The sequence below is a fragment of the Chryseobacterium angstadtii genome, from assembly GCF_001045465.1.
Classification (GTDB): Bacteria; Bacteroidota; Bacteroidia; order Flavobacteriales; family Weeksellaceae; genus Chryseobacterium; species Chryseobacterium angstadtii.
Window position 1 is genome coordinate 16429 of record NZ_LFND01000008.1, and the last position, 20563, is coordinate 36991.

Genomic DNA, 20563 nt, shown 5'->3' on the forward strand with positions numbered 1-20563 from the left:
TCAAAAAAAACTATATTTGTCAGTCTTAACAAAAATTAACAATAGAATGGATAATATTGAAGCATTAAGTCCGAAACCGGATGAACTTGTAGAGAATAAGAATTCAAGGCATCCAAAAGGATTGTGGGTTCTTTTCGGAACGGAAATGTGGGAGCGTTTCAACTTTTATGGGATGAGAGCACTTTTAACGCTCTTTATGGTAAATTCCTTATTAATAAAAGAAGCGGATGCGGCAATCATCTACGGTGGATTTTTAGCTTTATGTTATTTAACACCTCTTTTGGGAGGTTTCATTGCAGATAAATATATCGGAAACAGAAATGCCATCTTAATAGGTGGATCTCTAATGGCTATCGGTCAGTTTCTACTATTTATCAGTGCTTCAACTTTCTCTGCCGATCTGGGCAGTTCAAAAATGATCATGTGGCTGGCGTTATTCGTTATCATCTTCGGTAATGGATTCTTCAAGCCGAACATTTCCTCAATGGTAGGAAGCCTTTATCCTAAGCAGGAAAAATCTAAACTTGACTCTGCTTTTACCATTTTCTATATGGGGATCAACATCGGAGCATTCCTCGGACAGTTTATCTGCCCGTACGTAGGAGATGTGAAAGATGCAACAACGGGAGTAAGAGATATCTTCGCATTCAAATGGGGATTCCTTGCCGCTTCTATTGCTATGGTTATTGGAACCGTAACTTTCTTTATCCTTAAAAATAAATACGTAGTAACACCGGAAGGAAGACCTATCGGTGGATTACCAAAACACAATACAAGTGCAGACTTTGAAGAAGGAGAAACCCAAACGGCTAAGTTCTCAGGAATGTCTTTAGGGATCACCGGAGTTATATTTGTGGTTTTATTCTTCGCGTTCCGATACTTATTGGTAGGAGAATTCGGATTTAAAGCTGTAGAAATGGGGCAGTTAATTAAAGGAATTATCTATCCTTTCATTTATGCAGCCGGAATTTCATTGGCCTTCCTTATCATGAGTTCTGCAGAAAACAAAGTTGAAAGACAAAGAATCTGGGTAATTTATATCGTTTCTTTCTTTATTATTTTCTTCTGGGCAGCGTTCGAGCAGGCAGGATCTTCATTAACCTTTATTGCAGATAACCAGACCGACAGAAATATCTTCGGATGGAATATGCCTCCTTCAATGGTTCAGATCTTCAACGGAATTTTCGTTGTTCTTTTAGCCGTTCCATTCAGTTTAACATGGGATAAATTAAGAGCAAACGGAAAAGAGCCGGTATCTCCTTTCAAACAGGCAATGGGATTAGCATTAATCGCTCTTTCTTACTTCATTATCGCACACAACGTAAAAGATCTTGGAAACTCAGGTTTATTAGCTATCAAATGGTTAATGCTTCTTTATTTCATCCAGACTTGTGGTGAACTTTGTTTATCGCCAATCGGTTTATCATTGGTAGGTAAATTGGCTCCAAAGAGATTTGCATCATTATTATACGGAGTATTCTTTATTTCCAATGCAGCTGGTTATGCTTTAGCCGGTTCTTTAGGAGCACTTATTCCTGCTACAGGTGATAAATTTAAAAAAGCTCAGGAAATAGGAGTCAATCTTCAGGATGTTCTGGATAAAAAAGTAACATTGACTGCTGAGCAGGCTGCGGCATTTGAAAAAGCTCAACTTCCTTTGCACAACCCTACATTTGTAGGATTTGAGATCCACAACTTATTCGAATTCTTTATGGTATTCGTAGTACTTTGTGGTATTGCATCTGTTATTTTGGGTCTCATCTCTCCAATCTTAAAGAAAATGATGCACGGTGTAAAATAACCGCATCAATAAAATACAACAAAACCTCTGCTAAGTCAGAGGTTTTTTTTATTTTCGTATGATGGAAATTTCCGAAAATTCTTTGTTTCAGTCCGTAAAGGAAATAATCAGGCAGTCGCGCGAAAAAGTATTTCGGATAGCGAATTCTACACTACTGCTTACCTACTGGCAAATCGGAAAACTGATTGTAGAAGATGAGCAGCAGGGAAAAGAACGCGCTGAATACGGAAAACATACTCTAAAAAAGCTTTCCCAGAAGCTTACGCTGGAATTTGGAAAAGGATTTGATGAGAGCAATTTGAGAAATATGCGGTCTTTTTATCATACTTTTCCAATTTGTGACGCACTGCGTCACGAATTGAGCTGGACCCATTATAGATTGATTATAAGGCTTGATCACATTGATAAAATGAACTATTACATCAATGAAGCCATTCAAAATAACTGGAATTACCGCGATTTGAAAAGACAGATCAATTCCCTTGCCTACGAAAGAGTTCTGGAACATAAAAAATCATCGGCAGAAAATATCCACAGTCTTTTAAAAGATCCTTATATTTTTGAATTTCTAGGTTTAACACCGGATCAGAAGACCTCCGAAAAAGAAATTGAAACTGCTATTATAGACCATATTCAGAAATTTCTTCTCGAATTCGGAAAAGGATTTGCTTTTGTGGCAAGGCAACAACATATTTCTACGGATACTTCTGACTTTTACATCGACCTTGTGTTTTACAATTATATTCTGAAATGCTTTGTTATTATTGATCTTAAAACCGGAGAACTTTCTCATCAGGATATCGGGCAGATTGATATGTATGTAAGAATGTATGATGATCTAAAACGTGGCGAAGGTGATAACCCGACTATTGGCATTCTGCTTTGTTCAGAAAAAGATGAAACCATTGTAAAATACTCTGTCTTAAATGACAAAAACAACCTGTTTGCCAGCAAATACCTCCTTTACCTTCCAAAAGAAGAAGAATTAAAAGAAATTATAGACCAGGACAGAATCCGTTTTGAACTGGATCAAAACAATAATAAACAACCCTAATACAATTATCATATACTATTATGAGCTTAACTTTAGATGAAATACAAAATTTCAAAGGAAAATATCCCAGACAGATCTGGAGCCTGTTTTTCTCTGAAATGTGGGAACGTTTCTGTTTCTACGGAATGCGCGGAATGCTGGTTTTCTTTATGATCTCACAGCTTAACTTCCACGAAAAAGAAGCCAATCTTCAATACGGCGCTACCCAGGCATTCGTATATGCCTTCACCTTTGTAGGCGGACTTTTTGCCGATAAAATCCTCGGATTCAGAAAATCCCTTTTTTGGGGTGGCCTTCTGATGATTGTAGGAAGTTTAATCCTCGCAGCTGATCCGCACCAATTCTTTTTCCTGGGAATTGCATTTACTGTGGTAGGAACAGGTTTCTTCAAACCTAATATTTCATCCATGGTAGGACAGCTTTATAAGCCTAATGATTCAAGAGCAGATGCAGGTTTCTCCTTATTTTATGCGGGAATAAACCTGGGAGCTTTATTAGGAGGTTATTTATGTATTGCTATCGGTAAAGGAGAAATCTTTGGTACTATCATTCCGGAAGCCATGAGATGGAATATTGCTTTCGGGCTGGCTTCGGTAGTTATGGTTATAAGCCTTATTAATTTTATTTTCACCCAAAGAACATTGGGAACAATAGGTCTTCAGCCGGGTCATCCTTTGGCGGAAGTAAAATCTGTCCCTATTTCAAAATGGAAAGAATATGGAGTATATGTCCTGTCGCTTATTTTTGTTCCTATCATTATGACGATGGTCGCTAAAACGGAATACACAGATTATTTTATGTGGACCATCGGGCCATTGACTCTTATCTATCTGTTTTATGAAATGTCAAAAGTAACCGCTTCTGAGCGTAAAAAACTTTGGGCAGCTTTGGTTTTCATCATTTTCTCCATCATATTCTGGGGGATTTATGAGCAAAGTGGAGGTTCTCTAAGTATTTTTGCAGCAAAAAACCTTAATAAAGACCTGCTTGGATTAGACCCGAATGGTGTTAATAACTCCGGAGGTGCTTTCTTCATTATTTTCCTGGCTCCACTGATCGGACTTCTTTGGATTTGGCTGAACAAAAGAAAAATAGAACCCAATACCATCGTTAAATTCGGATTAGGATTTATTTTCCTGGGAATCGGGTATTACGTTTTATTTGCTACGAGACTTTTTGCAGATCTTCAGGGAATCACCTCTCTGAACTTTTTCACATTGGCATTATTAATTATTACGCTTGGGGAGCTGTGTCTGTCACCAATCGGATTATCTATCATGACGAAGCTATCCACTAAAAACCTTCAGGGGATGATGATGGGAATGTGGTTTCTGGCTTCTGCTTACGGGCAGTATGTGGCCGGGATTATAGGTGCGGGGCTTGCCACTGCAAAAAAAGGAGCTACCAACTATGATGTTTTAATCACTTATACTGATGGATATAAACAATTGGGTTTATATGCAGTTATTGCCGGTGTGGTATTAATTTTGATATCTCCGTTCGTGAAAAAATTAATGCAGGACGTAAAATAAAGTAAGCAATATTATGCTTATTTTTACTTAAATATCAAATTATGAAGAAATTTATAAGCATAATACTTCTACTTATAGTAAATTTTAGTTTCGCTCAGGTGAAATGGATGACTATTGAAGAAGCTTTACAAGCCCAAAAAGAAAATCCCAAAAAAATCCTGATCGACTTTTATGCAGACTGGTGCGGACCATGCAAGACCATGGACAAAAAAACATATGGTCACGCCGTGATTGCCCAGTTTTTAAATGAAAATTACTACCCTGTAAAATTTAATGCTGAAGAAAAAAAATCTATTGACGTTTTCGGAAGAACATTTTCCAATGATAATGCAGAACATAAAAAAGGAAAAAGCTCTTTGCATGAATTTACACAATACATGAATGTAGGCGCTGTTCCCAGTACCGTATTTCTGGATGAAAAAGGAGGTCCCATTACCATTCTTCAGGGAGAACTTTCCGCCAAAGAGCTGGAACCTTATCTGGAGTTTATTTCAAAAGATCTCTTCAAAAAAATCCGTTCCAGAGAACAATGGGAAGATTATCAGAAAAAATTCAAATCTAAAATCAAAGATTAAAAGAATACAGCGGCTTTCAAAAATTGGAAGCCGCTTTTTTTGGCTTCAAGTTTCAATATTTTTACGGAAAAATTTTAATTTCACACCTATTTTACCGAAATTAGGCCTCATTTTTAAATGACTTTAGAAACCTCCATAGAGTACGTAAAAGGAATAGGTCCCGAAAGAGCCAAACTCATCAAAAATGTGTTGGGCTTATCTACCGTGGACGATCTTCTGAATTTCTACCCTATCCGCTATCTGGATAAAAGCAAAGTGTTTAAAGTTTCTCAACTCGAGGAGAGCAGCATTGAAATTCAGCTTAAAGGAAGAATTACCCATGTACAGGAGGTTCAGACCGGGAAAACCAAAAGACTTTCAGCAAAATTCAATGATGATACCGGAACAATGGATCTGGTATGGTTTCAGTATTCCAAATGGCTGAAAGAGCAGATTCCCGTCAACCGGGAGGTTTATATTTTCGGGAAGATCAATGTTTTTAACCGGCAGTTTTCCATGCCGCATCCTGAAATAGAAGCGGAGGAGAAAAAAGAGGGTGAAAACCGTTTAAAGCCCATCTACCCCAGTTCGGAAAAGCTGACTAAAAGAGGTTTGAACCAGAGATTTTTCCAGGTAGTTTTAAGGAATATCTGTAAAGAAATCCCGAACCTTATTGAAGAAAATTTCCCTGATTATCTGATAAAAGCATTTAAGTTTTTATCAAGACAGCACACTTTTTTAAACATCCATTTCCCAAAAGATATGGAGCATTTTGAAAAGGCTGATAACAGGCTGAAGTTTGAAGAATCCTTCTTTTTTCAACTGGGTTATGCCCTGAAAAAACTTCATCACAAAACCCATTCTCCGGGAAACCCTTTCCCGATTGTGGGTGATCATTTTAATAATTTTTACAATCATCATATTCCTTTTGATCTTACCAATGCACAGAAACGGGTTTTAAAAGAAATCCGTATTGATATGAAAAGGCCGATTCAGATGAACAGGCTTCTCCAGGGTGATGTAGGATCCGGAAAAACCATGGTGGCTTTACTGACGATGCTGATTGCTATGGATAATGGCTTTCAGAGCTGTATGATGGCGCCTACTGAAATTCTGGCGCAGCAGCATTATAACGGAATCAAAGATCTTTTAGCCGGAACAGACGTCAATGTGCGTCTTCTGACAGGTTCCTCCAAAACTTCGGAGAGAAAAATCATTCATGAAGAACTGGAAAACGGAACTCTTTCTATTTTGGTGGGAACGCATGCCGTATTGGAAGATAAAGTAAAATTTAAGAATCTGGGTTTAGCTATTATTGATGAGCAGCATCGTTTTGGTGTGGCACAGAGGGCTAAATTATGGGCGAAAAATAAAATTCCGCCACATATTCTGGTGATGACTGCAACGCCTATTCCCAGAACCCTAGCAATGAGCTTTTATTCTGATCTGGATGTGTCCGTCATTGATGAAATGCCTGTGGGAAGAAAACCAATTATCACAGCTCACAGACGTGAAAAAAACAGAGATTATGTGTATAATTTCTGCAGAGATGAGATCAAGAAAGGAAGACAGGTTTATTTCGTGTATCCATTAATCGAAGAATCTGAAACATTGGATTATAAAAATCTGATGGAAGGTCTGGACCATGTAATGACTGCATTCTCTGATTACAATACGACCATGCTTCACGGGAAAATGAAACCGGCCGAAAAAGATGCTGCTATGAATTATTTCGCATCAGGAAAGGCAGAAATCATGGTAGCTACAACTGTAATAGAAGTAGGTGTTAATGTACCCAATGCTTCTGTAATGGTGATTGAAAGTTCGGAAAGATTCGGGCTTTCACAGCTTCATCAGCTGCGGGGCCGCGTAGGAAGAGGAGCCGAACAGAGCTACTGTATCCTGATGACTTCCGATAAATTATCAAAGGAAAGCAGAACCCGCATCAAAACGATGACGGAAACCAATGACGGGTTTAAAATTTCTGAGGTGGATATGCAGCTCAGAGGTCCGGGAGATATTTTGGGAACGCAGCAGAGCGGTGTAGTAGATTTTAAAAGACTGGATCTTGTGAATGATTCTGCCATCATCAAAACCACAAAAAATACGGTGGATAAAATTCTGGAAGCAGATCCTCATCTGGCCAACCCGGACAATCTCATCATTAAAAACTACTATCTGAGGTACTACAAAGGGAAAAATAAATGGAGTAAAATTTCATAAAAAAACCGCGAAAAAATTACTTTTCCGCGGCCCCCTTATAAAACTGTTATTTAGAAGAAATTACTTTTGGTCTGTTTAAAAAAAATTTATTTTAATAGCAAGAACTAATATCTTGTGATTGGGTGTGAAAATATTTATATAGTATTTGACTTTCAGTCTTAACTATTAAAATAAATTATAAAAAAACAAAATGAATTATTTTTCCAACTTGCTTATTATAAAAACTAACTGTTCGAGTTGAAGGAAGTGGGAATGAAACGAATAAATACCCTTCAACTTTTTTAAGTTTTCATGATTGTACCGTTTTGTTTAAAGATCTTCTATGCTTTATAGTTGGAAATAAACATAATCCATTTTGTTAAAACTAACATTGTGATTTATATTTTGGATTTCTAATGAAATAATCTATTCTCTACCATCCATTGCTTTTTTATATAGCTAATTTGTGTTGCAATGTTTACGTTTACAAAATTGATGATATTGTGCGAATCCCGCCTTATATTATTTCAATTATTAGTTATACAATTTTCACCTTTATGTGAATAGTATGCTTTAAATACAAAATCCTCTCTATGGAATACAAATCCAAAAAGCCTTTATTCATCATACTTTCATGACGAAATTATCTTTATTAAGCCCGGAAGTATGATACTGCCAGTTGATTGTTATAATTTCAGTAAGCGCCTTTTTCAGGCCTTCATAGGTTTCCGGTTTCTTCATAAAAACATGAGCCCCGTTTACAAATATTTCCTCTATTTCGTTTTCCGAAATCTGGTCTGCATAAATCGCAATGACTATATTACTGAATCTGGGTTCTTTTTTAATTTCTTCAAGACATTCCATTCCGTTTTTCCCGGGAATATCGTACCTGATAAAAATAATCTCCGGTATAATGGCTCCGCAGCTGTACAGATATTTAATAAGATCTTCACCGTTTGAAAAACACTGGGACTTCACTCCCATTTTTAAACCTTTGAAAATATTTTTAAAGAATATGATATTACCCTCGTCATTATCTGCTGCTATTACATTTAGATATTCTTTATTCATAGGTTGTTTTGGAGTTTACAGCCATGCTTTGCGTCTTTCGCCTCTTGGTAATGATTTTCTGGAACTGGGAAGGCGTAATCCCGGTTGTATTTTTGAACTGGGTACTGAGATGCGCCACACTGGAGTAATTCAGTTTATGAGCAATTTCCGTAAGGCTCTGCTTATTATTTAAGATAAGCTCCTTCGCATACTCAATTTTCTGAAGAATAATAAAGTTTTCTATTGAAGTATAAGCAACCTCTGAAAAAAGATTGGAAAGATATCCGTAGCTGTGATTCAGTTTTTCAGCGATATAAATAGATGCTTTTACAGGGACTGCATCTTCAGAAAAAACAAGTTCTACAATGGTATCCTTGATTTTCTGTACCAAAGCCGTTTTCTGGCTTTCAATAATCTCTATGCCGTAATCTTTAAGGTTTTTCTTAAAAAGATTATGCTGCTCCTGGGTAATGGGTTCGTAAAACTCCACTTCACCGAAGTTCAGCAGGCGGTATTTCAGCCCGTGCTCTTTTAGCTTTTCGTCCAACACTTTCTTGCAGAGAGCATTGAAGTCAAATTTCACATACATTTTCATCCTGATATAGTGTCTTGAATTTTAAAGTAAATATATATAATTTATTTCATTTAAAAGTGAAATAGAAATGAATATTTTTAACATAATATCTAAAAACAAAAAACTCCTGCATATTGAATACAGGAATTTAAACACTAAGGATGAAAAAAATATACTGATAAAAAGCTACTGTAGCTCAAAACCAAGCATATGAATGTATTATTGAAAGTGATTTGGTTCTGATACAAAGATGATCCAAAAAGAAACATCACATGTTATAGAATTAAAATTAAATGTTACAGAATTTTAAGTCATCTATTTGTGAATTAAGAATTCCATAAGATAATCATCCATCACAAAACCGTTCCCAATATCAAATACTCCATCCCCATAAACACTGTATCCCTGGGATTCGTAGAAATTTTTGGCGGCATTAAATTTATTCACATTTAAGATAATTCTGCTGTCTCCATTCTCAGAAACCTGGTGATTCAGAAACTGCAAGGCTTCCTTTCCAAATCCTTTTCCTTTGCTTTCCGGAACCAGATAAATGCGGTGCAGCTTCGTTGTTCCTTCTTCATAATGATGCTGGTATCCTATAAAACCTTCATAAGAACCGCTATTTTCGTCCTGAATCATGTAATAATGGTAATCCGGATGTTCCAAATGGCTCCCGATTTCAGCTTCGGAATACATTTCTTCCAGCATATATTCCATCTGATCTGTTGAAAGAATCTCTGCATAAGCATTTTCCCAGGATCTTCTTGCCAGGTCCTGGATAAGGGGAATGTCTTTTTTCTCTGCTTGTATTAGTTTCATAATTTTTTGTATTAAAAAAGTGAAAAGCCGGAACTTTTCACCTTATTATTTTATTTCAATGGTCAATTTTGCTTCGCAAGTGAATGGCCAATGTTTTCCATACTTTGAAAAATTCACTATTCACTATTCACTATTCACTATTCACTATTGACATTTCTTAGATTTTCGCCATCTCAGCTTTGATCTTCGCATACAGCCCTTCAGAAGCCTGAACAAGAGGAAGTCTGAGATAGTTCTTAATGATTCCTTTTTCTGTCAGAATCACTTTAATTCCGCAAGGGTTTCCTTCTGCGAAAATAAGTCTTGTGATCTCTACCAGCTTATTGTGAATCGCGTAAGCTTCATTCACTTTTCCTTCAAAAGCGAGCTGAACCATTGTAGAAAACTCTTTTGGATATCCCTGTCCGATTACGGAGATCACCCCGTCTCCACCGGCAAGCGTTACAGGAAGTGTGTACTCATCATCTCCTGAAACCAATGAAAATCCTTCCGGCTTCTTTCTTAAAATATCAAAATACTGAAGAATGTTTGGTGCCGCTTCTTTAATCATAAACAGATTAGGAAACTCATTCGCCAAACGGATCGTTGTATCAGCTTCAACATTCTGTCCCGTTCTTGACGGAACATTGTAAATGATAATATTCTTACCTGTGGAAGCCAATGCTTTATAATGCTGATAAAGCCCTTCCTGATTCGGTTTGTTGTAGTATGGAGATACGGAAAGTACGGCTTCAAATTCAGAAAGATCCGCATCTTCTATCTGTTTCTTTACGTCAAGAGTATTATTTCCGCCAATTCCTAAAACCAAAGGAAGACGTTTATTATTAACCTTAATGATATGCTCAATCACCTGTTTCTTCTCCTCTTCAGAAAGCGTTGCAGCTTCTGCTGTAGTTCCCAAAACAACTAAATAATTGGTTCCGTTTTCGATATTATAGTCAACCAGTTTGGTTAAACTTTCGAAATCTACGGATAAATCTTCATTAAAGGGCGTCACCAAAGCAACACCTACTCCTTTTAAAATGCTCATCTGTTAGAATTATTTTTGTCAAATTTAATAATTTACGATAAGAATTTGTATAAATAATAATGTTTTATTCTACATATAATTATATTTGCATATATTAAAAGATAGTATGCCATCGCTATGAACTAAGTTATTATAAAAGTACATAAGGACTTGCGATTGTATATGGCCTAAAAAATAATTTACAGCATATGAAAAATAAATTCTTGTTACTAGGAATTGCTCTGGCTTCCCTTACTGCCTGCAAGACAGCTTCCACGCTGCAGCTGGCGGATGTAAAGCCACAGAAAAATATTTCTATTAATAATGAGCTGAAGAATGATGAGGAGTTTGTAAAAGTGATAGAACCCTACAAGCAAAAACTGGACAAGGAAATGAATCAGAAAATTTCCCACACCAGCTTAGACCTTACCAAACAGGGAGACAACAGCAATCTGGGTAATCTTTTAGCCGACTATACCTTTGAAGGAGCTGATGCATGGACAAAAAAGAACCTGCAGAAAAATGTAGATGGCGCCCTTATCAATATCGGAGGAATCCGTACAACCATTGGAAAAGGAGATATCTTTCTGAAAAACATTTTTGAGGTAATGCCTTTCGAAAATGAACTGATTATTGTAAAAATGAAAGGATCAGACCTTCAGGGACTTTTTGAATATTATGCAAAAACTCAGGTGAACAATCCTGTTTCTCATTTATATATTGAAACCAACAACGGACAGCTTAGCCAATATAAAGTGAATGGGCAATCTGTAGATCCTTCCAAAGATTACTACATTGCCACTTCCGATTATCTGGCACTCGGCGGAGATAATATGAAATTCTTTTCCAAAGGAGAAGCTATTTCTACCGGAATCAGACTGAGAGATCTTTTCATTGAATATTTCAAGAAAAATCCTGAAGTAGTTCCAAACACAGATGTACGTTTAAATTTTATCGGTAAGAAATAATGGATAGAAAAAGTTTTTTAAAAGTAATAGGTAGCGGATCTTTAGCAGCAGCTTTAGCTCCCAATATGATGATGGCGGAAGAATTGAAACTCAATCCATTTACGTCTGCCAATAAACTGACCATACTTCATACCAACGACCAGCACAGCCGGATAGAACCTTTTGATTCAAGCTATACAAGAAACCCCAATCAGGGAGGTTTTGCGAGAAGAGCAAGTCTTATACAGCAGATCAGAAGCCAGGAAAATAATATTCTTCTGCTGGATTCCGGTGATATTTTTCAGGGAACTCCCTATTTTAATTTCTTCGGTGGTGAACTGGAATTTAAACTGATGTCTATGATGAAATATGATGCCTCCACCATGGGAAATCATGATTTCGACAACAGTCTGGACGGATTTTTAAAGGTGCTTCCCAACGCGAAGTTTCCATTCATCTGCTCCAACTATGATTTTAAAAACACGATTCTGGACGGAAAAACTTCACCTTATAAAATTTTTAATAAGAATGGAATAAAGGTAGGAATCTTCGGAGTGGGTATCCAGCTGGACGGCCTTGTGGGCAAAAAGCAGTATGGCGAAACCGTGTATTCAGATCCTGTAGAAGTAGCACAGCATTATTCCAACTTCCTGAAAAACGAACAAAAATGTGATCTTGTGATCTGCCTTTCACATATCGGCTACGATTACAGAGACGAACCCAATAAAATCAGTGATAAAATCCTTGCCGCAAAAACGGAAAACATAGACCTTATCCTGGGTGGGCATACCCATACTTTTTTACCGGAACCGCAGACATTCACCAACAGACAGGGTAAAAATGTTCTGGTCAATCAGGTAGGATGGGCAGGTCTTCTTCTCGGCAGAATAGATTTTTATTTTGACGCTAATAAAAACGTAAAGCATATTTCCTGGAACAACCAGGCCATAGACAGCAGCATAACCGTATAATATGAAAAAACTCTCTTTAATCTCTCTTGGTATTTTAACCTCCCTGCAGTTCTTTAATGCGCAGGTCATTTCATCAAAAAAATGGACGGATCTTTTTTCCTACAACAATGTCTTGGCCATGAAAGAAGACAATGGGAAGATAATTGCCGCGACGGAAAACGGGATATTTTATTATACCATCTCAACAGGAGAGGTTACCAAGCTGTCAAAAGCCAGCGGACTGCATGATGTAGGGATAACTGCATTCGATTACAATTCGCAGACTAAGGTAGGCGTGATAGGCTATGCAAACGGATCCCTGGATATTATTACCCCTCAGGAAATTAAGTATGTAGTGGATATTCCTATTGCTGCAGGTTACAGCGGAAGCAAAAGCATTAATCATGTTTCCATTACGGGAGATCAGGCTGTGATTTCTGTAGGCTACGGGATTTCTATCTTTAATCTTAAAAAACTGGAATTCGGAGATTCTTCATTCTTTATGACCGGCGGCGGTGTATACGAAGCCAGTAATGAAGCTACCATCTTTGGAAATAAGGTATATTCTGCAACCAACAGCGGCCTGAAAAGCCATGAAATGAATATCACGCTTCCGGTATTCACAACCTGGACCACAGAAGTTCCGGGAACATTTAAACAAATTGATTCGGAGTCTTCACTCCTTATTTTCTCTTCAGCAACATCCGCATTTATCTATAACAACGGAGCTCCCACTCCGCTTCCGGCAGCTTTTACAAATATCAAGGACATTGTTATAAGCTCAAATAATATTGTTGTAACAGATGGCAGAATATATACTTTCGGATTGAACGGAGTATCTCTCAACGCTGTAAGTTTAGGAGAAGACTGTAATACGGCCATTACAACCACCACCGGAAAAATATACGGAGGAACCATCCTATCCGGAATAAAAGACGAGGGCAATAATACGTATAAACCATCAGGTCCTTATTCAAACTCATCATACAAAGTCAATCTGTATGATAACAATCAGATGCTGGTTTCATCCGGATCAAGGATAAACAGATACAATCAGGGCGCATCCAATCCAAAAAAACCTGGATTCTATTATTTTAACGGATCAGAATGGATTTACCCATCCTATTTCATTGGTAATACAGGTGCTGTTAATGTACTGGATGCTGTAATAAACCCTACGGACAACAGTGAGGTTTTCTTCACCAACTATACAAATAATACTGATCGGGGAGTTTTCAGAATGAAATATAATCCTACCAGTAAAGATTTTGATTTCATGAAATACTACCCGGGAGATTTCCGACCTTCAGGATTTGCAACAGACAATCAGAACAACCTCTTTGTATCGATAGGATTTAATGCGGGAAGCCCTGCCGTATGGATATATGACAAAGCTGCGGACAATTTCCTTTTGAAAAAAATCGGATTGTCGAGTGATGGTGCGCAGAAGCCTGTTGTTTATGAAAATATGTTGTGGATGCCTCTTCCAAGAACCAACAACTTCCTTGTATACGATTATAAAAATGCTGCCAATCTTTCTGATGATACAGAATATATATTAAAAGATACCAACGGATTTGCAGGAAACTCGAAAGGAACTTTATCTGTTGCCTTCGATAAATCCGGAGACGCCTGGATAGGTACAGACAGCGGATTGAGAATATTAGCCAATGCCGCAGCTGAAATAAAGAATCCGGATCCTAAAGTGGAACCTATCATCATTGAGCAAAGCGGACTTGGTGAAGAACTTTTCAGAGATTCCCAGATTCTTCAGGTGGAAGTAGATGCCGGAAATTACAAATGGATCTCTGTAGATGGCGGCGGTGTCTATTATCTTTCTGCAGACGGGCAGCAGACGATTAAGCATTTCACCAAAGAAAATTCTCCTCTGCCTACCAATTCCGTTACCGATATCAAGGTAGACCGAAAGACTGGAAAGGTATATTTTGTAACATTTAACGGTATTGTAGCTTATCAGGGAGATGTGGCAGATGTAACGGCTAATTTCGGAAATGTAGTGGTTTATCCTAATCCTGTAGTGTATTCTAACTTCAAAGGAAAAGTAACCATCAAAGGACTTGCAGAAAAAACCAATATCAGAATTGCAGATGCAGCAGGAAATGTTATTCATTCTGCAGTCGCAAGAGGAGGCTATTACGAATGGGATCTTACCAACCAGAAAGGCACCAGAGTAGCTTCAGGTATTTATTTTGTATTGATGACCAATGAAGACGGATCTGATAAAGCTACTGCAAAAATAGCTGTGGTGAATTAATGAACTTACAAAACGGATTTCTATTATCCTATATAAAATATGGCGAAAATGATGCAGTTCTGCATTGTTTTACAGAAGAAGACGGCTTTCAGACCTATTTTGTAAAAGGAATTTATTCCAAAAGAAATAAAAAGAAGGCCCTGCTTCAGCCATTGAGCATGCTCAGTTTTACCATTAATCCGGCACGAGGCAACGGTATCCCTTCTGTTTCAGGGTTTGAACTGGTAAAAGGCCATGACTTATACATGGACATTAAAGCCAATACGGTGATATTTTTCATTTCAGATTTCCTGAATCAGATTTTGAGACATGAAAACAAAAATCCAGGTCTCTTTTTCAGTATTGATGAATTTGTCAATGAACTGGCTTGTAAAAATTACCAGTGTCATCTGTTGTTCCTTATTACCTTATTAAAAATTCAGGGAGTTGCTCCTCTGATCAATGACGGCATTTATCTGGATCCTGAAACCGGGACATTCTCCGATAGAGCTTCCCACCAGTTGTTCGGTGAGGAAATATCATCCATCTGGAAAACAGCACTCTTCGCAGAAAATCTCTATACCACAAAGGTTCCCAACTCTTTAAGAAAGGATTTTCTGGATAGTCTTCTTGTATACTATCATTATCACATTACGGATTTTAAAATTCCGGCATCACTGGAAGTCATCCAGCAGATTTTTGAATAAAATAGATGAAAAACTTTGGCTAAAGCCTTTGTAATGTGTATATCCTGTAAGCGGGCTGAAGCCCGCCCCTATTGAATATACAGAAAGTTACCCTGAAACGTCTATCAGCTATAAGCCTTCTCAGCCTCCTTCGCCTCTTTGCCTTCTCAGCTTCCTTCGCCCTTTTTACCTTCTCAACATTTTTTAGAAAACCTCGGTTGCAGGATTTTTGCAATAAGGCCCGTCCATCCTGTCTGATGGGATGCTCCTACACCTCTTCCGCTGTCGCCATGAAAATATTCGTAAAATAGAATATAGTCTTTAAAATCAGGATCGGTCTGGAATCTTTCGTACTGCCCGTTCACCGGACGTTTTCCGTTTTCATCTTTTAAAAATATTTTAGAAAGTCTTTTACTCAGCGAATCTGCTATCTCATCCAGATTTGAGTAATTTCCGCTTCCGGTAGGATATTCCACCATAAAATCCGGGCTGTAATAGAAAAAGAATCTCTGGAGACTTTCGATAATCAGGAAATTAATAGGAAACCAGATCGGTCCGCGCCAGTTGCTGTTTCCTCCGAAAAGGCCGCTGTCACTTTCAGCAGGCGTATATTTCACACAATAATCTGTTCCGTTTAAATTTAAGGTATACGGGGTCTGCTCATACTCTTTGGATAAAGCCCGGACTCCATAATCGCTTAAAAACTCTGCCGGATTAAGCATTCTTTTCAGTAGTCTCTTTAAACGGTGCCCGCGGAGCAGTGAAAGAAGGTGCTTGGAATCCTGCCCTTTCTCTTCCCATCTTGACACCAGCGAGGCCAGCTCCGGTTTGTTTTCAAGAACCCATTTCATTCTTTTTTTGAAATTGGGAAGTTTTTCAATCATTTCATCATCTATTACCTCAACGGCAAACATCGGAATAAGCCCTACAACAGTTCTCATTTTCAAATACATATGAGTCCCATCACTGGAAGCAATGGCATCATAGAAAAATTCATCTTCCTGATCCCAGAGACTGAACTCTTCATCCCCCATATTATCCAGGGAATTGGCAATGGAAAGGAAATGTTCGAAAAACTTCATCGCCATTTCTTCATATACATTGTTGTACAAAGCCAGTTCTAGTGCTATTCTCATCATATTCAGGGCAAACATCGCCATCCAGCTTGTTCCGTCCGACTGTTCCAGCTGCTCACCATTCGGAAGCGTGGTATTGCGGTCGAAAACACCAATATTATCAAGGCCTAAAAAGCCGCCTTCAAAAATATTATTGCCGTTGCTGTCTTTTTTATTCACCCACCATGTAAAATTCATGAGCAGCTTTTGGAAAGAACTTTCCAGAAATTCCAGATCCGGTTTTCCTTTGATGTATTCATCTATTTTAAAGACTCTGAAAACGGCCCACGCATGAACCGGAGGATTCACATCACTTAAATCCCATTCATAAGCGGGAAGCTGCCCATTGGGATGCATATACCATTCGAACAGGAAAAGTTTGAGCTGATGTTTTGCAAAATCCGGGTCTATCAACGAAAAACTGATGGTATGAAAAGCAAGATCCCATGTGGCATACCATGGATATTCCCACTTATCGGGCATGGAAATAATATGTTCATTATTGAGGTGCTTCCACTCGAAATTCCGGATCTTTTCACGGGACTTAGGAGGTGGTATTTCTGCAGGATCTCCTTTCAGCCACTTTTCCACGTTATAATGATAAAACATTTTGTTCCATAACATTCCGGCAAAAGCCTGTCTTTGAACCAGTTTTTCATCTTCCGATGGTATGTCTTCCTGAATTTTTGCATAAAACTCATCTGCTTCTTTTTTCCTCAGATCGAAAATTTCGTCAAACGCATCAAAAGGTTTCTCCGGTTCTTTATCTGTTATTCTGAATTCAAAAATTTTGGATTCTCCGCCTTTCAAAGTTTCATCAATAAAAAAAGAAGCTTTCGTTCCCGTCCCTTTTGGATTGACAGCCTGCGAATTTCCATTGATGACAAAATCATTGATTCCGTCTTTGCTGTACTTTGATTCATTCGCAGACTGATAAAGTCTTTCATTATTGGTTTCATTGTTACAGAACAGCGTTTTTAAAGACTGCTTTGCATACACATTTTTAATATCCAGATCCTGATGATGAACCGCAATTCGATCCGCCTCTTCACTTTCCAGTTGGGGTTTTTCATCATCATATCCCCATTTCCAGGTGTTCCTGAACCATAAGGAAGGCAGTATAATAATTGGTGCTTCTTTTTCAGATTTATTGATGATGGTAAGTTTAACCAAAATATCCTGCTCACTTTCTTTAGCATACTCTATGAAAATATCAAAATATTCATTCTGATCAAAAATTCCTGTATCTATAAGCTCATATTCAGGTTCTTCTTTGCTTCTTTCTGCATTGGTTTTTAAAAGATCTTCATAGGGAAAGGCATTTTGAGGATACTTATACAGCATCTTCATATAGGAATGCGTAGGGGTAGAATCCAAATAATAAAAGTATTCCTTAACATCTTCGCCGTGGTTTCCCTGCCCGTTGGTAAGCCCGAAAAAACGTTCTTTTACCATTTTATCTTTTTTGTTCCAGAATCCTATGGAAAAAACCAGTTTCTGGAGATCATCGCAGATTCCGCAAATTCCTTCTTCACCCCAGCGGTAGGTTTTGGCTTCCGCAGTATCATGGTTGGTATAATTCCATGCGTCTCCGTTTGCGCTGTAATCTTCGCGCACAAGCCCCCATTCGCGGTTACTGACGTAGGGTCCCCATTTTTTCCATGAAATTTCTGAAAGTCTTTCTTTTTCGGTCATATGCTTTTTGATGTATAGTGTAAAAATGTATTAATGTACGATGTATTAATGATGAATGTAGGTTTCAGATAGGTGATGCATTTCTGGTGGCTTCGAGAGCCTCAGCCACCAGAAATGGGTCGTTTATTCAATATTCCCAATGTTCAGGCCCTCCTCCTGATCTAAAACTCACCAACCTTACGACACTCCAACTCGCAACTCGCATCCCGTACCTCGAAATTCGTATCCCGAACCCCGAACACACGCTCTACCCTCCCGTAGAAAAGCTTTCAAAAGTGGTCATTCCGCCATCTACGAAGATGCTGGTTCCCGTGATGTAATCTGCCAGGTCGCTTGCCAGAAAAGCAGCCAGATTTCCAATATCCTGCGGCTGTCCGATTCTGTTGTACGGAATTAAATTAAGTAGTGAATTCAATGCTTCCGGAGTACTCCATGCATCTTTATTGATAGGGGTTTGAATGGCGCCGGGACAGATGGAATTGATCCGGATCTTATCTGCTCCATATTCCTGTGCGAGAGTCTGCATCAGCATTCTTATTGCTCCTTTACTGGATGCATAATTCGCATGACCGGCCCAGGGAATAATCTCGTGAACGGAACTGATATGAATGATTTTTCCGCAGGCAATGGAGCGGGACGGATCTATGCCTCTACGAAGAAATTCTTTGATGGCTTCGCGTGCACAGAGAAACTGCCCCGTAAGATTCACTCCGATGACGGCATTCCATTGGTCTATCGTCATTTCAGTAAATTGAGCGTCTTTCTGAATTCCTGCATTATTCACCAGAATATCTACAGTTCCGAATTCTGCAACACTATCCTGAAACATTTTAATCACCTGATCTTCTTTGGAAACATCGCATTGGTAAGTGATTCCTTTTCCGCCAGCGTCTGTAATTTCTTTTAAAACAGCCTGTGCTTCATCGGTAGACCTTTCTGAGGAATGATTGACGATAACCGTTGCCCCTGCAGAAGCCAGAGATTTTGCAATGCCAGAACCTATTCCACTGGATGCTCCTGTAACAACAGCGACCTGATTACGAAGTGATATTTCCATATTTTTTGATTTGATATTACTCAAAGTTATGGAAAGAATTCAGCAGGACAGGATTTTTAAATTTAAAATTTTCTTAAATTTTCTTAGACATCAGATACTGCGGACCGCTTCTCCCGATTCTGGTTTTACCATCGTAGAGATAACCTGTTTTAAGATAAATATGATAAGCTGGAACATTTCTCTGATTAACGGCAAGAACAATTTCATCACAGTCTGTGAAATTTTGTCTCACAAATTCATCAACAATCTGCATGGCAGCTTTTCCTATCCCTTTGCCCTGAAAATCCGGGTTGATGGACAGAGACCTCAGCAAAACCGAGCTTTCATTATCCGTAAGATCCAGTTTATCATTCCCAAAATCCAGTACGAAAAAACCTGCGGGTTCTTGATTTTCAAAAACAGTGACCGGAAATTCCTTCAGATCGCTTCTGTCCTTAATTCTCTGCAAAGCCTTTTCTACCGTTGAAGTATACTGGAGCTGGTCTTCATCCAAAGCATAATTAAGCTTAATGAAATCTTCCTGTTTAAAAAGTTCTAAGTAAATCATATGTTTAATGATGATAGATATCCTGATACATTACGCCTGCGCGAATCTCTACCGGAAGCTTATTTTCTTCGGGAACAACAGGACAGTTGTAATCGTAGGCATTATAGGCGCAGTACGGCTGATAAGACTGGTTGAAATCCAGAACCATGGTATTTCCTTTCGGGATTTTCAGATCCATATATTTTCCGCCGCCGTAGGTTTCTTTCTCGTTGGTTGCATCGCGGAAAGGAAGAAACAGGTAGTCTTTATACTTTTCCAGTTTTATCAGATCAAGACTTTGATATAAAGTGAGGGTATAAGGCTTTCCATCAAGTTCAAAAGTGACTTTTCCATATTCCTGATAAGGTTTTGTTTTACCGGAAGAAGTGGGAAGTTCAAAAGGCTGAGCATTTTTTGTCCTGGTGAATTTCGCAGTGACTCTGTATTTTAAATCAACCGGAAAAAACGGATGTTCTTTGAAATTGGTAAAATTATCTCCCCGTAAAGGTGTTTCCTTAGGATTAAGATATTCTGCATTAAGGTCTTTCTGAAATTTTTTGATTTCAATAAGTTCTTTTGAAGCTTTTTTCTGAGAAAAAATGAAGAGCGGGAACAGCAGAAGTATGATTAAATATTTTTTCATGAATACTTTTAATTATAGGTAAAACTATGAATTTTTCAGGGGATGAAAAGTTAAAATTGTAATAAAAAAGCACAATCTGTTTTAAATAAACTACA

17 protein-coding genes are annotated in these 20563 nt (G+C 38.1%); 9 read left to right on the forward strand and 8 right to left on the reverse strand.

What is annotated here, in order from left to right:
• Positions 1-46: 46 nt before the first annotated feature.
• The 5 genes from ACM46_RS21130 (at position 47) to recG (ending at position 7164) form a co-directional block, all read left to right on the forward strand.
• Entirely contained in the window at positions 47-1801 is a 1755-nt protein-coding gene (locus tag ACM46_RS21130; RefSeq protein WP_048508675.1) for a peptide MFS transporter, read from the forward strand.
• 58 nt (positions 1802-1859) lie between these two features.
• A complete protein-coding gene (locus ACM46_RS21135) occupies positions 1860-2855 on the forward strand; it encodes a PDDEXK nuclease domain-containing protein (RefSeq protein ID WP_048508676.1) in 996 nt (331 codons plus the stop codon).
• A gap of 20 nt (positions 2856-2875) precedes the next feature.
• The gene (locus ACM46_RS21140) at positions 2876-4387 is read left to right on the forward strand and encodes a peptide MFS transporter (RefSeq protein ID WP_048508677.1); all 1512 of its coding nucleotides are present in this window, start codon (positions 2876-2878) and stop codon (positions 4385-4387) included.
• A gap of 41 nt (positions 4388-4428) precedes the next feature.
• Positions 4429-4962 carry a thioredoxin family protein gene (locus ACM46_RS21145; protein WP_048508678.1) on the forward strand — a complete coding sequence of 178 codons (534 nt, stop codon included), beginning with the start codon at positions 4429-4431 and terminating at the stop codon, positions 4960-4962.
• A gap of 117 nt (positions 4963-5079) precedes the next feature.
• Positions 5080-7164, forward strand: coding sequence for an ATP-dependent DNA helicase RecG (gene recG / locus ACM46_RS21150; RefSeq protein WP_048508679.1), 2085 nt, complete (start codon positions 5080-5082; stop codon positions 7162-7164).
• Positions 7165-7767: 603 nt separating this feature from the next.
• On the opposite strand, the gene ACM46_RS21155 is transcribed toward recG, so the two are convergent.
• The 4 genes from ACM46_RS21155 to dapA all read right to left on the reverse strand — a co-directional run bounded on the left by ACM46_RS21155 (position 7768) and on the right by dapA (position 10616).
• On the reverse strand, positions 7768-8214 hold the full coding sequence (locus tag ACM46_RS21155) for a response regulator (RefSeq protein ID WP_048508680.1): 447 nt from the start codon (positions 8212-8214) through the stop codon (positions 7768-7770).
• Positions 8207-8788, reverse strand: a complete 582-nt coding sequence (locus ACM46_RS21160) for a helix-turn-helix domain-containing protein (RefSeq protein ID WP_048508681.1) — start codon at positions 8786-8788, stop codon at positions 8207-8209. The genes ACM46_RS21155 and ACM46_RS21160 overlap by 8 nt, the downstream gene beginning before the upstream one ends.
• A gap of 294 nt (positions 8789-9082) precedes the next feature.
• Entirely contained in the window at positions 9083-9586 is a 504-nt protein-coding gene (locus ACM46_RS21165; protein WP_048508682.1) for a GNAT family N-acetyltransferase, read from the reverse strand.
• 157 nt (positions 9587-9743) lie between these two features.
• The gene (gene dapA, locus ACM46_RS21170) at positions 9744-10616 is read right to left on the reverse strand and encodes a 4-hydroxy-tetrahydrodipicolinate synthase (protein WP_048508683.1); all 873 of its coding nucleotides are present in this window, start codon (positions 10614-10616) and stop codon (positions 9744-9746) included.
• A 188-nt stretch (positions 10617-10804) separates the two neighbouring features.
• Here dapA and ACM46_RS21175 point away from each other — a divergent pair, with 188 nt between their 5' ends.
• The 4 genes from ACM46_RS21175 to recO are packed head-to-tail and all read left to right on the forward strand — an operon-like array spanning position 10805 to position 15453.
• The gene (locus tag ACM46_RS21175; protein ID WP_048508684.1) at positions 10805-11563 is read left to right on the forward strand and encodes a 5'-nucleotidase C-terminal domain-containing protein; all 759 of its coding nucleotides are present in this window, start codon (positions 10805-10807) and stop codon (positions 11561-11563) included.
• On the forward strand, positions 11563-12513 hold the full coding sequence (locus tag ACM46_RS21180) for a bifunctional metallophosphatase/5'-nucleotidase (RefSeq protein WP_048508685.1): 951 nt from the start codon (positions 11563-11565) through the stop codon (positions 12511-12513). Before ACM46_RS21175 ends, ACM46_RS21180 begins: the two co-directional genes overlap by 1 nt.
• Before the next feature lies 1 nt (position 12514).
• Positions 12515-14767 carry a type IX secretion system anionic LPS delivery protein PorZ gene (gene porZ, locus ACM46_RS21185; protein ID WP_173426508.1) on the forward strand — a complete coding sequence of 751 codons (2253 nt, stop codon included), beginning with the start codon at positions 12515-12517 and terminating at the stop codon, positions 14765-14767.
• On the forward strand, positions 14767-15453 hold the full coding sequence (recO, locus tag ACM46_RS21190) for a DNA repair protein RecO (protein WP_048508686.1): 687 nt from the start codon (positions 14767-14769) through the stop codon (positions 15451-15453). Before porZ ends, recO begins: the two co-directional genes overlap by 1 nt.
• Positions 15454-15626: 173 nt before the next feature.
• Here the strand turns inward: recO and ACM46_RS21195 are convergent, their stop codons facing one another.
• The 4 genes from ACM46_RS21195 to ACM46_RS21210 form a co-directional block, all read right to left on the reverse strand.
• Entirely contained in the window at positions 15627-18242 is a 2616-nt protein-coding gene (locus tag ACM46_RS21195) for an MGH1-like glycoside hydrolase domain-containing protein (RefSeq protein WP_048508687.1), read from the reverse strand.
• Between the two features lie 247 nt (positions 18243-18489).
• The gene (locus tag ACM46_RS21200) at positions 18490-19299 is read right to left on the reverse strand and encodes a glucose 1-dehydrogenase (protein WP_048508688.1); all 810 of its coding nucleotides are present in this window, start codon (positions 19297-19299) and stop codon (positions 18490-18492) included.
• 73 nt (positions 19300-19372) lie between these two features.
• Positions 19373-19846, reverse strand: coding sequence for a GNAT family N-acetyltransferase (locus tag ACM46_RS21205; protein ID WP_048508689.1), 474 nt, complete (start codon positions 19844-19846; stop codon positions 19373-19375).
• Positions 19847-19850: 4 nt separating this feature from the next.
• Positions 19851-20468 carry a DUF1684 domain-containing protein gene (locus ACM46_RS21210; protein ID WP_048508690.1) on the reverse strand — a complete coding sequence of 206 codons (618 nt, stop codon included), beginning with the start codon at positions 20466-20468 and terminating at the stop codon, positions 19851-19853.
• Positions 20469-20563 lie beyond the last annotated feature (95 nt).

Bases quoted from the DNA above. Each gene is read 5' to 3' on its own strand.
- ACM46_RS21130 (WP_048508675.1), top strand. From the start codon at position 47: ATGGATAATATTGAAGCATTAAGTCCGAAACCGGATGAACTTGTAGAG.
- ACM46_RS21135 (WP_048508676.1), top strand. From the start codon at position 1,860: ATGATGGAAATTTCCGAAAATTCTTTGTTTCAGTCCGTAAAGGAAATA.
- ACM46_RS21140 (WP_048508677.1), top strand. From the start codon at position 2,876: ATGAGCTTAACTTTAGATGAAATACAAAATTTCAAAGGAAAATATCCC.
- ACM46_RS21145 (WP_048508678.1), top strand. From the start codon at position 4,429: ATGAAGAAATTTATAAGCATAATACTTCTACTTATAGTAAATTTTAGT.
- recG (WP_048508679.1), top strand. From the start codon at position 5,080: ATGACTTTAGAAACCTCCATAGAGTACGTAAAAGGAATAGGTCCCGAA.
- ACM46_RS21155 (WP_048508680.1), bottom strand. From the start codon at position 8,214: ATGAATAAAGAATATCTAAATGTAATAGCAGCAGATAATGACGAGGGT.
- ACM46_RS21160 (WP_048508681.1), bottom strand. From the start codon at position 8,788: ATGAAAATGTATGTGAAATTTGACTTCAATGCTCTCTGCAAGAAAGTG.
- ACM46_RS21165 (WP_048508682.1), bottom strand. From the start codon at position 9,586: ATGAAACTAATACAAGCAGAGAAAAAAGACATTCCCCTTATCCAGGAC.
- dapA (WP_048508683.1), bottom strand. From the start codon at position 10,616: ATGAGCATTTTAAAAGGAGTAGGTGTTGCTTTGGTGACGCCCTTTAAT.
- ACM46_RS21175 (WP_048508684.1), top strand. From the start codon at position 10,805: ATGAAAAATAAATTCTTGTTACTAGGAATTGCTCTGGCTTCCCTTACT.
- ACM46_RS21180 (WP_048508685.1), top strand. From the start codon at position 11,563: ATGGATAGAAAAAGTTTTTTAAAAGTAATAGGTAGCGGATCTTTAGCA.
- porZ (WP_173426508.1), top strand. From the start codon at position 12,515: ATGAAAAAACTCTCTTTAATCTCTCTTGGTATTTTAACCTCCCTGCAG.
- recO (WP_048508686.1), top strand. From the start codon at position 14,767: ATGAACTTACAAAACGGATTTCTATTATCCTATATAAAATATGGCGAA.
- ACM46_RS21195 (WP_048508687.1), bottom strand. From the start codon at position 18,242: ATGACCGAAAAAGAAAGACTTTCAGAAATTTCATGGAAAAAATGGGGA.
- ACM46_RS21200 (WP_048508688.1), bottom strand. From the start codon at position 19,299: ATGGAAATATCACTTCGTAATCAGGTCGCTGTTGTTACAGGAGCATCC.
- ACM46_RS21205 (WP_048508689.1), bottom strand. From the start codon at position 19,846: ATGATTTACTTAGAACTTTTTAAACAGGAAGATTTCATTAAGCTTAAT.
- ACM46_RS21210 (WP_048508690.1), bottom strand. From the start codon at position 20,468: ATGAAAAAATATTTAATCATACTTCTGCTGTTCCCGCTCTTCATTTTT.